Raw genomic sequence first — 12,113 nt, forward strand, 5'->3', positions numbered from 1 at the left:
TTTAGTGTTTCGATGGTGCAAAGTTCGGCATTTCAGGCCCGCAGTACGATAGCAGGACCGCCGGAAATATTGGCGATTATTCCCGTTGCGCCCGACGACGGAAATCGGTGATGCTTTCGCCGTTCATTTTGGCGAAAAAACGGCTGAACGCCGCCGTATCCTCGTAACCGAGCAGGTAGGCGACCTCCTTGGCGCTTTTGTCGGTATAAAGCAGCAGACGCCGCGCCTCGGCATTCACACGGTCGTGGATGACACTCAGCGGCGACGGGCGGCCGCAGGCGGCGAAGAGGTTGGAAAGGGTCTTGGGCGAGCGGTGCAGGAGTTCGGCGTAATCCTGTACGCGGCGGCGGGTGCGGAAATGTTCGTCGACAAGCACATAGAAACGACGCACGATGTCGAACAACTGCTCCTGCGGACCGTCGACCCCGAGATGCTCGCGCGCGGCGCGCGTACATACGATAATAAAACGTTTCAACTGCATGCGAAGCATCTCTTCGCGCAGTCCGTCGTCCACTTCGTACTCGGCGCACAATTCGTCGACGATGCGTCCGAGGGCCTCCTGCCGTTCGGCGGAAAGCACCAGCCGCAGCGGTTCGGAAGAGCCGTTGAACAGCAGGCCGTTGCACGAAACTTCACCGTCGTGGCCGAAGATGCAGTAGAAATTGCTGTCGAAAAGCAGCGAAAGGCATTCGCCGTCGGAACGAACGTTGCCCAGGCGGTGGAGGGGCGTCAGCGATATGATCTCCCCCGCAGCGAGCCGCAGCGGGACATGGTCGACCTCCAACGACAGGCTGCCCTGCCGCACCCAGAGGAATTTGTAAAGGTCGGAGCGGTGGATCGGTTCCGCATCGCGAAGGTCCCGGCACAAAACGAGATTGCCCTTCAAAGGAGTGCTGAATGCTATATTCATATTCCAAAGATAACACCTGAAAGCGAAAACCCTGCACAAAAGCCGAAAAAACCGGGTTCCGGATTTCGATCTGCCCGGGCATGATTTTGGCTATTATCAGTTTTTGTTATGCTGCCATCAATATTATTAATTTGTTTATCAGTAAATTATATTATACATTTACAAGAAGAAATTCTGCTCTAACCAAATAAAAAAATTATGGACAAAAAGAAACTGACAGCCGAAAACGGCCGGCCGATCGCCGACAACCAGAACATTCAGACAGCAGGCGTCCGCGGCCCCGTGACGCTGCAGGATCCGTGGTTCCTCGAAAAACTCGCCCATTTCGACCGCGAGGTCATTCCCGAACGCCGCATGCACGCCAAAGGCTCCGGCGCATTCGGGACCTTCACGGTCACACAGGACATCACCCGATACACCCGTGCGTCGATCTTCGCCCAAGTAGGCAAGAAGACCGAGTGCTTCGTGCGGTTCTCGACCGTGGCCGGAGAGCGCGGCGCGGCAGACGCCGAGCGTGACATCCGCGGCTTCGCGATGAAGTTCTACACCGACGCAGGCAACTGGGACCTCGTGGGCAACAACACCCCCGTATTCTTCCTGCGCGACCCGCTGAAATTCCCCGACCTGAACCATGCCGTGAAACGCGATCCGCGCACCAACCTGCGCTCGGCCAACAACAACTGGGACTTCTGGACATTGCTACCCGAAGCACTCCACCAGGTGACGATCACCATGTCGCCGCGCGGCATTCCGGCCTCTTACCGCCACATGCACGGATTCGGAAGCCACACGTACAGCTTCTACGACAAGGACAACCGGCGCACGTGGGTGAAGTTCCACCTCACGACCCAGCAGGGCATCAAAAACCTGACGGATGCGGAGGCCGAAGCCCTCGTGGGCAAGGACCGCGAATCGCACCAGCGCGACCTCTACGACGCCATCGAGCGCGGCGATTTCCCGCGCTGGACGATGTACGTGCAACTGATGACCGAGGAGGAGGCCCGCAACTACAAGCTCAATCCGTTCGACCTGACGAAGGTGTGGTATCACAAGGATTTCCCGCTGCACGAGGTCGGCGTCCTGGAACTCAACCGCAATCCGGAGAACTACTATGCGGATGTCGAACAGTCGGCATTCAACCCGATGAACATCGTCGAGGGCATCGGCTTCTCGCCCGACAAGATGTTGCAGGGGCGTCTGTTCTCCTACGGCGACGCACAGCGTTACCGGCTGGGCGTAAACCACACGGAAATTCCCGTGAACAAACCCCGCTGTCCGTTCCACGCCTTCCACCGCGACGGGCAGATGCGCACCGACGGCAACTACGGTTCGGCCAAGGGTTACGAACCCAACAGTTACGGCGAATGGCAGGACAATCCCGCCCTCAAGGAGCCGCCCCTGGCCGTGAACGGCGACGTGTACAACTACGACGAGCGCGAACTCGACAGCGACTATTTCACCCAGCCCGGTCTGCTGTGGCGCGTAATGTCGCCCGAAGACCAGAAGGCGACCTGCGAGAATACAGGCCGCGCCATGGGCGACGCCGAGTTGTTCATCAAGCAGCGCCACGTGCGCCACTGCTACTACGCCGATCCGGCCTACGGCAAGGGCGTGGCCGAAGCCCTCGGGATTTCGCTCGAAGAAGCCCTCGAGGCCGAGGACCCTGCGCATCCCTCGTGGGACCCGCGCCGGCATTAAAAAGACCCACCCTGCCGGGAGGCCAGCCCTTCGGGCCGGGGCCGGCAAACAAAAATCCCCGAAACTGCACAGTTTCGGGGATTTTTTATCGGGCCGGAATTATCGTTTCGCCGTTTTCCGAAAGGCCCAACGCGCCCGGATCACCTCGAAAACAGCCGGCAGGACCGAGACGAAAACAATCGCCACGATGAGCAGTTCGAGATTGCGCTGTACGAACGGCAGGTCGCCGAAGAAATAACCCGCACAGCAGAAAAGCAGCACCCATGCCGCTCCGCCGGCAACATTGTAGGCCATGAAATAGGTGTAGTGCATTTTTCCCATTCCGGCCACGAACGGCGCAAACGTGCGGACGATGGGCACGAAGCGGGCGAGAATAATGGTTTTGCCGCCGTACTTCTTATAAAACTCATGCGTTTTGTCGAGGTAGCCCTGCCTGAATATCCGGGAATCGGGATTGCTGAAAAGCCGCGTTCCGAAGAAATGGCCGATCATATAGTTGCACGAATCCCCCAACACGGCGGCGACGAAAACGACGAGAATCAGCATCGGCAGGGTGATCGGTATGCCGGGCAGCGCCGCAATGGCCCCCGCGACGAACAACAACGAATCGCCCGGCAGGAAAGGCGTGACCACCAGTCCCGTTTCACAGAAAATGATCAGGAACAGGATGGCATACGTCCACATATGATATTCCTGTACGATACCGATCATATACTGGTCGATATGCAGGATAAAATCAATTACGAAATCCATCGCTGCCCAGTTTACAAACACCCCGCCCGATTCCGGCGCCCGGCACTACTTTTACCCCGCGAAATACGACCTCCGACATTCCGGCTACGCCTGCGGAGCCCCTCCGCCGTTCTGCGGCTCTCCGCCCTGCGGCTTATTGCCGCGGCCCCGGTTACGGCCCCCGCGGTGGCGACGGCGGTCACGCGTACCGCGGTTGCCTTCGCCGCGGCCCGAAGCATGGTCGCTGTCCGGCGAAGCGGGTTGTGCGGCGGCAGATTGTGCACCAGCCGGACGCTCGCTGCGGCGGTCGCGGTCATTGCGCCCCGAACGGTCGTTCCGTCCGCCGCGGCCCCGGCCGGAACCGCCTCCCGAACCGGGACGGCCCCTGCGGCCACGTCCGAAGCGGGCACGGTTCTCGTCGGGAGCATATTTCGGCCCTGCACCCACGCTTTCGGGCAGGTCGGCCTTGCGGATATCCCGTTCGATGAATTTTTCGATCTGGTGGAACTTGCCCTGTTCCTCTTCGTTGACGAAGGTCACAGCGCTGCCCGTAGCCGCCGCGCGGGCCGTACGGCCGATGCGGTGGATATAGTCTTCGGGATCGTGCGGCACGTCGTAGTTGAGCACCAGGCCGATGTCCTCGATATCGATGCCTCGGGCGACGATGTCCGTAGCCACGAGAATCTTGACCTTGTTATTCTTGAAATTGAGCATCACCTCCTCGCGCTGGGCCTGCTCCAGGTCGGAGTGCATGGCCGCAACGTCGAGCTGCATGCGCTTGAGCGTATGGGCCAGCTCCTTGACCTTGAGTTTCGACGACGAGAAAATGATCGTCTTCGAATCGGTCGGTTCGGCGAACAGCTCGCGGATAATACCCAGTTTCTGGCTCTCATAGCAGATGTAAGCCGACTGGTCGATGGCCTCGTTCGGCTTAGAGATGGCGATGTTGACCTCCGCAGGGTTGCGCAGGATGGTTTTAGCCAGTTCGCGGATTTTCGGGGGCAGCGTCGCCGAGAACATGATCGTCTGCCGATCGGAGGGCATGTACGAAATGATCTTCATGATGTCGTCGCTGAAACCCATGTCGAGCATACGGTCGGCCTCGTCGAGAATCAGGTACTCGACGTGCGAAAGGTCGACGCCGCTGTTCTGCAGGTGGGCGATCATGCGGCCCGGGGTTGCGATCACCACGTCGGAACCCTGCAACATGCCGTTTTTCTGGACATCCCATCCTTTGCCGTCGCCGCCGCCGTAAACCACGGTCGTCGAAAGGGGCGCATAATAGGAAAAACCCTGGAACTGCTGGTCGATCTGCTGCGCCAGCTCGCGCGTCGGCACGATGATCAGCGACTTGACAACATTGTCGGGGTTGCCGTCGAGTAAAAGTTTATTGAGCAGCGGCAGCGTATAGGCCGCCGTCTTTCCCGTGCCGGTCTGGGCGCAGCCGATAATGTCGCGGCCCTCCAGGATCACCGGAATCGTGTGCTCCTGCACGGGAGTCATCTCGTGGAAATTCATATCCTCAAGGCCGTCGAGGATTTCATCCTCCAGGTCGAGTTCGTCAAAACGCATAACTTTATACTTTATGTATTATCAATAAATCTCTTCTCCGAAAAGCGTTGCAGGCGTACAGCCCGTAATGCGGACCTTCACGTAGTCGCCGACGCGGTGTTCGCCGCGGTCGAACACGACGACCTTGTTCTGCGAAGTGCGGCCCGACAACTGGTTCTTGTCGCGCTTCGATTCGCCCTCGACCAGCACCTCGAACTCCCGGCCCACGTCGCGCAGGTTGCTCGCATGTCCCAGTTCGTTTTGCAGGGCGATGATCTCCGACAGGCGGCGCGACTTCACTTCCTCGGGAACATCGTCCCCCAGGTGTTTCTCGGCAAACGTCCCGGGACGCTCGGAGTACTTGAACATGTATGCAAATTCATACCCGACCTCGCGCATCAGCGAAAGGGTCTGCTCGTGCTCCTCCTCCGTTTCGCCCGAGAATCCGGCGATCAGGTCGGTCGTAATCGTACAGTCGGGCAGGTAGCGGCGGATGGCGGCGATGCGGTCGAGATACCACTCGCGCGAATACTTGCGGTTCATACGGTCGAGCATCGACGTGGCGCCCGACTGGGCCGGCAGGTGGATCGAGCGGCAGATATTGGGCATCGAAGCCATGACCTCCAGCAGGCGGTCGCTCATGTCCTTGGGATGCGAAGTGGCGAAACGCACGCGCAACAGCGGCGAAATCGACGCCACGCGGCGCATCAGTTCCGGGAAATCGACATCGCCCGTACGGTAGGAATTGACGTTCTGACCCAACAGCGTCACCTCGCGGTAACCGTTCTCGAACAGATTCCGGGCCTCGGCAACGATAGTCGCAGCGTCGCGGCTCCGCTCACGGCCCCGGGTATAAGGAACCACGCAGTAGGAGCAGAAATTGTTGCATCCGCGCATGATCGCCACGAAAGCGCTCACGCCGTTGCGGTCGAGGCGCACAGGGGCGATTTCGGCATAGGTCTCCTCGGTCGAAAGCAGGACGTTGATCCCCTTGCCGCCCGCTTCGGCGTCGCGCACCAGGCGCGGCAGGTCGCGGTAGGCATCCGGCCCGGCCACGACATCGACGCCGTGGGGTCCCTCGACCAGTTTTTCGCGCAGACGCTCGGCCATGCAGCCGATGATGCCCACGACGAGGCCCGGATTTGCACGCCGGTAGCGCTTCATGTCTGCCAGGCGTCCCCAGATACGCTGCTCGGCATTGTCGCGGATCGAGCAGGTGTTGATCAGGATGACATCGGCCTCGCCGATCTGCTCCGTATAGACGTAACCCTCCCGCTGCATGATGGAGACGACCGTCTCGGTGTCGCTGACGTTCATCTGGCAGCCGTAGGTCTCGATAAAAAGTTTGCGCCCCGCACCTTGGAGCGGCCTTAATGTATTGCTGTTAAAACCCATTTATTCCGCGTGTATCTCGTTTTTCTCGGGGAACTGCTTGAACCCTTCCCCGAATGTTTCGTAGGCGTCGGTCACCACGACGAAGGCCTTGGGGTCGATCTCCTTGATCTTGTGCTGCACGAGGCGCACCTCCTTGCGGCTTACCACCAAAAAAATCATGTCGCGCAGCGAATCGGTGTACATGCCCTTCGATTTGATATAAGTGGCGCTGCGGTCCAGGTCATCGATGATGAACCGTTTGAGCTCCTCGTGGTGGTCGCTGATGATGAACAGCAATTTGTCGTACGACGCACCGTCGAGCAGGTAAGCGATCACCCGCGAGGAGATGTAGATCGTGATGAGCGAATAAAGCGTCAGCATCCAGCCGTTGGCGGCCGCTTCGCCCGTGCCTATTCCGAAGCCTATCACCGCGAGCCCCGACATCACGACGAAACCGTCGGCCAGCAGGATGCCCGTCGAAAATTTGATCCCGGCGAATTTCTGCAACAGCATGCCCACGATGTCGGTCCCTCCCGTGGTCGCCTGCTGCCGCACGACGATGCCCTGCCCGACGCCGATCACCACGGCGCCGATGACACACGTCAGCAGCAGGTCGTTCGAAAGGTCCAGCCGCCCGCCCAGCAACAGCGAAGGGTCCAGCGACTGAACCGCCTCGGCATCGGGGTAAACCAGCCGCGTGAGTATGTTCATGAAACCCGGCGTAAAGAGCGCCGCCAGCACCGTGCGCGTGCCGAATCCGCCGCCGAAGACCAGCATGGCAGTCAGCATCAGCGGGATGTCGAACATGTAGCCGAACGTTCCGACCTGTATCGAAGGAAAGATGTTGTGCAGCACGATACCCATGCCATAAACCCCGCCCGGCACGAACTTGTAAGGATTGACGAAAAGCACGAATCCCGCGCCCATGATCGAGCAGCCGAGGAAAATCAGGAACCACGAGCGCCACCACGCCCACGAGCCCATCGGTTCGAGCAAAGCCTTTGTGTTCATACGTTAAAATCTATTAGGGTGCAGGGATAACGCAGGCCATGCACAGCGGCATTTCAGGGCCGTGCCGAGGCGTCGCTTATCCGAGCCGGGGTTAATTCCTCGCAAAGATACTAAATTCTCCGGAAATGCAGGACATGCGGTCTGTTTTTTCGGGAGCGGTTTTCACATCCGGATTTTTTGATTATATTTGCATTAACAAGTTAACGTGCAAAAGTGATGATTCTGACGATTTATACGGCTACCACCATGATTATCATCGCCTATCTGCTGGGCTCGATTCCGAGCGCCGTGTGGATCGGCAAGAAATATTACGGCATCGACATCCGCGAACACGGCTCGAAAAACGCCGGCACGACCAACATGCTCCGCGTGCTGGGCCGCCGGGCCGCCCTGCCGGTCTTCGCGCTCGATTTCCTGAAGGGTTTCGTGGCGGTAACGATCATCGAACTGATGCAGTACGACGACCTGATCGGCATGAACGACCTCATAAACCTCAAGATCGGCGCCGTATTCGCCGCCGTGCTGGGACATATCTTCCCGATCTTCGCCGGATTCCGCGGCGGCAAGGGCGTCGCAACGCTCGTCGGCGCAGTGACGGGTATCTATCCACCCGTGGCGTTGCTGTGCTTCGGCGTATGGCTGGTGATGCTGATGGTTTCACACTACGTATCGCTTGCCTCGATAATCGCCGGCTGCTGTTTCCCGGTCTTTACGCTTATCTCCCCGAAAGTCAACGGGTCGGTTCCCTTCGTCGTCTTCTCGTTCGTGATCGCCATCCTGCTGATTTACACCCATCGCAAGAATATCGAACGCCTGCGAACGGGGACCGAATCCAAAACCTTCATCTGGAAGCCGCGGCGCATAAAGATAGACGACGAAAAGCCGAAAAAAACAGAAAACGAGAACCGTCCCAAGTAGTATTCCACCACCCTTTTGGTAGAAATAATCCGCAAAAAAGGATAAATTTCGCGGCCGACATACGGCAAACTAAATTTTTGCGTTATCTTTGCGCCGCAATAAGGACCTAAAGCAAGTCTTATGTTACAGGAAAACCTGCTGAAAATATACGAAAAAAGTTTTCGCGAAAACCGTGAAATGTCGGCGTTGACCGACTATTTCAAGGACGAGACGTTTTCGTATTATGAAATGGCCAAGGAGATTGCAAAACTCCACCTGCTCTACAAGAAAGCCGGTATCAAGCAAGGCGACAAGATCGCGCTGATCGGTCGCAACAATCCCCGCTGGTGCATTACCTATATAGGAACCATCACGTACGGCGCAGTGATCGTACCGATCCTCCAGGATTTCACCCCGACGGACATCATCCACATCGTCAACCATTCGGAGAGCCGCCTGCTGTTTCTGGGCGACAACTTCTGGGACGTGATCGAGGAGGACCAGATCAAGCAGATCGAGGCGGTATTCTCGCTGACGGATTTCCACGTGATATACGAGCGCGACGGCAAGTCGCTCACCAAGTTTCAGCGCGACATCGTCAAGAACTACCGCGCAAAATATCCGCGCGGCTTCAGCATAAACGACATCAAGTACCCCGAAATCCCCAACGACAAAGTCATCCTGCTGAACTACACTTCGGGAACGACCGGCTATTCGAAGGGCGTGATGCTCACGGTGAACAACCTCACGGGCAACGTGGTGTTCGCGATGACGATGGTCAACACCCAGACCGGGCAGCACTATTTCCAGAAAGGCGGACGCACGCTGTCGTTCCTGCCGCTGGCGCACGCCTACGGCTGCGCTTTCGACTTCCTGGCGCCGCTGGCCGTCGGAGGGCACATCACCCTGCTGGGTAAGATTCCGGCAGCGAAGATCCTGCTCGAAGCGATGGCTGTCGTGAAGCCCACGATCATCTGCTGCGTACCGATGATTCTCGAAAAGGTCTACCGCAAGCAGGTGCTCCCGATGCTGGAGAAGGGCCCGATGTCGATCGCCATGAAGATTCCGCTGCTCAACTCGGCCATCTACTCGGTGATCCGCAAAAAACTGATGGACGCCTTCGGCGGCAACGTCGGCATTTTCATCGTCGGCGGCGCACCGATGAACCAGGAGACCGAATCGTTCCTGATGAAGATTCGCTTCCCGATCACGATCGGCTACGGCATGACCGAATGCGCTCCGCTGATCAGTTTTACGCCCGACAACGAGTTCAAAGCCGGCTCGTGCGGCCGTTACCTGAAGGGGCTGCTCGAAGTGAAGATCGATTCGTCCGACCCGCAACAGGTGGCCGGCGAAATTTTCGTCCGCGGCGAGCATGTCATGCGGGGCTATTACAAGAACGACAAAGACACCAAAAGGGTTCTCGACGAGGACGGGTGGCTCCACACGGGCGACATGGCCACGATGGACCCCGACGGTACGCTCTACATCCGCGGACGTTCGAAGACCATGATCCTTTCGGGCAACGGACAGAATATCTACCCGGAAGAGATCGAGGACAAACTCAACAACATGTACATGGTACTCGAATCGCTGGTGCTCGACGCCGGGAACGGCAAGATCAAGGCGCTGGTGGTTCCCGACTACGAACAGGCCGAGGCCGAAGGCCTCGACAAAGCCGAACTGCCGCAGATCATGCAGAACAACCTGCAGGAACTGAATGCGCAGTTGGCCTCCTACGAACGGGTCTCGGACATCACGATCTACCCCACCGAATTCGAAAAGACCCCGAAACGAAGCATCAAGCGTTATTTATACGAACCATCGCTCTTAAACAAATAAGGCACAGGCAGGTAACCAATTGGATTCTCTATCCCAAAATTCTTCATAGTCACTGAATCCATTCTAACACAATGAGGCGTCACTAATTAGTACGGTTACCTGCTTTCTTCACACCCCGGCTCTCGGAGAGCCGGGGTGTTGCGTTCGATAGAATGCGTCACGGCAAAGCCCGAACAAGTTTGGCTTTGCCCGCAACTTTCACTATATTTACAGAACATAGGAGGCGTCACGGCAAAGCCCAAACAAGTTTGGCTTTGCCCGCAACTTTCACTATATTTGGGGCATGAAAATCCAGAAAAAACAAGCCATAGGCGAAAACCTGCTCTACCTGATGGTCTGGGCGGCCATCATCCTGGTCCCCGTCCTCAACTCGCAGATGATGTCCGAGATGCATGTCAACCTGGAGAACGTGCTGATCGCCTGGCGGCAAATAGCCCCCTACCTGATCATTTTCATCATCCACAATGCGATCATCGCCCCGCGCTACATGCTCAGGCGCAAATACGGGAAATACCTGCTGAGCAACCTGGCGCTGATCATCAGCGTATTCTGGCTGGTGCAGATCTACGAAGACCACCTTTCGGACCATCTGCTCACGCAGGCCGACCCTGAAGCCCTCGACGCTTACCGCAAGGCGTCGTTCTCCAACCTGGAGATGTACTGGAGCGTGGTGCTGGGGTTCTTCATGACCGGAGCCAATACGGGAATCAAACTGATATACCAGTCGATGCGCGACGAGCAGCAGATGGAGACGCTCAAGCGGCAGAACCTGCAGGCCGAAATGGATTACCTGAAATACCAGATCAACCCGCACTTCTTCATGAACACGCTCAACAACATCCACGCACTGATCGACATCGACTCCGAGTCGGCCAAAAGCGCCGTGATCGAGCTTTCGAAGATGATGCGCTACGTACTCTACGAATCGGGCCGCGAAATCATCTCGTTGAACCGCGACATACAGTTTGTGAAAAACTACATCGAACTGATGCGCATCCGCTACACCGAGGACATGGACATTCGCGTGGAGTATCCCCACGACCTGCCCGAGCAGTTGTCGATCCCGCCACTGCTGCTGATCGTCTTCGTCGAAAACGCCTTCAAACACGGCGTCAGCTACAACCATCCGTCGTTCATCCGCCTCACGATCGAATACGCCGACGGGCGGGTAACCAGCACGCTCACCAACAGCCGCCACGCTGCACAGAGCGTCAAACACCCCGCAGGTATCGGGCTGGAAAACGTCCGCAAACGCCTCGAACTGATCTACGGCGAGAAAAACTATTCGCTCGAAATCCGTGAGGAAGAAAAAACCTATACCGTAAAACTCGTAATCCCGACGCTCCATGCTTAAATGTATCGCTATCGATGATGAGCCGCTGGCTCTGCGTCAACTTGCAAACTACATCTCGAAGATTCCCTACCTGGAACTCGTCGCGAAATACAACAACGCCCTGGAAGCGCAGCAGATGCTTGCAACAGAGAAGGTGGACCTGATTTTCGTAGACATCAACATGCCCGACCTGAACGGCGTGGATTTCGTCCGCACACTGATCGACCGGCCGATGATCATTTTCACCACGGCCTACTCGGAATACGCCGTCGAAGGGTTCAAGCTCGATGCGGTGGACTACCTGCTCAAGCCGTTCAGTTTCGCCGACTTCAATCGTTCGGCAGCCAAGGCCAACTCGCTCTACGAACTCCGCCACAACCAGCGTCCGCCGCAGGAAGGAGAATCCGAAGCGCTGCCCAAGGACAAGGAATATATCTCGGTAAAAGCCGATTACAAGGTCTCGCTGGTGAAAATCAGCGACATCGTCTATCTCGAAAGCGAAGGCGAATACGTACGCATGCACCTCGCCGACGGAACGACCATCACGACGCTGTTTCGGCTCAAGAACATGGAAACGGCGCTTCCGTCGGAGTTGTTCATGCGCGTACACCGTTCGTACATCGTCAACCTGCGCATGATCAGGGCCTACGTCAAAGGGCGCATCTTCCTGAACGACATGGAGTACGTGCCGATCGGAGAGAATTACAAAGAGACCTTTCAGGGATATATCGACAAGAACTTCAAAAACCTGTAAAGGACTGCCCG

Annotated in this window: 10 protein-coding genes; 5 read left to right on the forward strand and 5 right to left on the reverse strand. The window is 57.3% G+C overall.

Annotated elements, in window-relative coordinates; genetic code table 11:
• Positions 1-76: 76 nt before the first annotated feature.
• Positions 77-910: an AraC family transcriptional regulator gene (locus KG007_RS01655; protein WP_213347112.1), complete on the reverse strand. Its 834-nt coding sequence runs from the start codon at positions 908-910 to the stop codon at positions 77-79.
• A gap of 198 nt (positions 911-1,108) precedes the next feature.
• On the opposite strand from KG007_RS01655, the gene KG007_RS01660 reads away from it, so the two are divergent.
• Entirely contained in the window at positions 1,109-2,608 is a 1,500-nt protein-coding gene (locus KG007_RS01660; protein ID WP_195458275.1) for a catalase, read from the forward strand.
• A gap of 99 nt (positions 2,609-2,707) precedes the next feature.
• On the opposite strand, the gene KG007_RS01665 is transcribed toward KG007_RS01660, so the two are convergent.
• The 4 genes from KG007_RS01665 to KG007_RS01680 form a co-directional block, all read right to left on the reverse strand.
• The gene (locus tag KG007_RS01665; protein WP_213347113.1) at positions 2,708-3,361 is read right to left on the reverse strand and encodes a DedA family protein; all 654 of its coding nucleotides are present in this window, start codon (positions 3,359-3,361) and stop codon (positions 2,708-2,710) included.
• 84 nt (positions 3,362-3,445) lie between these two features.
• Entirely contained in the window at positions 3,446-4,912 is a 1,467-nt protein-coding gene (locus KG007_RS01670) for a DEAD/DEAH box helicase (protein ID WP_213347114.1), read from the reverse strand.
• Positions 4,913-4,933: 21 nt separating this feature from the next.
• Positions 4,934-6,286, reverse strand: coding sequence for a tRNA (N6-isopentenyl adenosine(37)-C2)-methylthiotransferase MiaB (miaB, locus tag KG007_RS01675; protein ID WP_195458278.1), 1,353 nt, complete (start codon positions 6,284-6,286; stop codon positions 4,934-4,936).
• The gene (locus tag KG007_RS01680; protein WP_195458279.1) at positions 6,287-7,276 is read right to left on the reverse strand and encodes a YitT family protein; all 990 of its coding nucleotides are present in this window, start codon (positions 7,274-7,276) and stop codon (positions 6,287-6,289) included.
• A 216-nt stretch (positions 7,277-7,492) separates the two neighbouring features.
• Here KG007_RS01680 and plsY point away from each other — a divergent pair, with 216 nt between their 5' ends.
• The 4 genes from plsY (at position 7,493) to KG007_RS01700 (ending at position 12,102) form a co-directional block, all read left to right on the forward strand.
• On the forward strand, positions 7,493-8,194 hold the full coding sequence (gene plsY / locus KG007_RS01685) for a glycerol-3-phosphate 1-O-acyltransferase PlsY (protein ID WP_195458280.1): 702 nt from the start codon (positions 7,493-7,495) through the stop codon (positions 8,192-8,194).
• Positions 8,195-8,314: 120 nt separating this feature from the next.
• Positions 8,315-10,015: an AMP-binding protein gene (locus KG007_RS01690; RefSeq protein WP_195458281.1), complete on the forward strand. Its 1,701-nt coding sequence runs from the start codon at positions 8,315-8,317 to the stop codon at positions 10,013-10,015.
• Positions 10,016-10,298: 283 nt separating this feature from the next.
• On the forward strand, positions 10,299-11,369 hold the full coding sequence (locus KG007_RS01695) for a sensor histidine kinase (protein ID WP_195458282.1): 1,071 nt from the start codon (positions 10,299-10,301) through the stop codon (positions 11,367-11,369).
• Positions 11,362-12,102: a LytR/AlgR family response regulator transcription factor gene (locus KG007_RS01700; RefSeq protein ID WP_195458283.1), complete on the forward strand. Its 741-nt coding sequence runs from the start codon at positions 11,362-11,364 to the stop codon at positions 12,100-12,102. Before KG007_RS01695 ends, KG007_RS01700 begins: the two co-directional genes overlap by 8 nt.
• Positions 12,103-12,113 lie beyond the last annotated feature (11 nt).

The organism is Alistipes montrealensis (genome assembly GCF_018362775.1).
GTDB lineage: Bacteria > Bacteroidota > Bacteroidia > Bacteroidales > Rikenellaceae > Alistipes > Alistipes montrealensis.

Coding starts and splice junctions, on each gene's coding strand:
- KG007_RS01655 (WP_213347112.1), bottom strand. CDS start 910: ATGAATATAGCATTCAGCACTCCTTTGAAGGGCAATCTCGTTTTGTGC.
- KG007_RS01660 (WP_195458275.1), top strand. CDS start 1,109: ATGGACAAAAAGAAACTGACAGCCGAAAACGGCCGGCCGATCGCCGAC.
- KG007_RS01665 (WP_213347113.1), bottom strand. CDS start 3,361: ATGGATTTCGTAATTGATTTTATCCTGCATATCGACCAGTATATGATC.
- KG007_RS01670 (WP_213347114.1), bottom strand. CDS start 4,912: ATGCGTTTTGACGAACTCGACCTGGAGGATGAAATCCTCGACGGCCTT.
- miaB (WP_195458278.1), bottom strand. CDS start 6,286: ATGGGTTTTAACAGCAATACATTAAGGCCGCTCCAAGGTGCGGGGCGC.
- KG007_RS01680 (WP_195458279.1), bottom strand. CDS start 7,276: ATGAACACAAAGGCTTTGCTCGAACCGATGGGCTCGTGGGCGTGGTGG.
- plsY (WP_195458280.1), top strand. CDS start 7,493: ATGATTCTGACGATTTATACGGCTACCACCATGATTATCATCGCCTAT.
- KG007_RS01690 (WP_195458281.1), top strand. CDS start 8,315: ATGTTACAGGAAAACCTGCTGAAAATATACGAAAAAAGTTTTCGCGAA.
- KG007_RS01695 (WP_195458282.1), top strand. CDS start 10,299: ATGAAAATCCAGAAAAAACAAGCCATAGGCGAAAACCTGCTCTACCTG.
- KG007_RS01700 (WP_195458283.1), top strand. CDS start 11,362: ATGCTTAAATGTATCGCTATCGATGATGAGCCGCTGGCTCTGCGTCAA.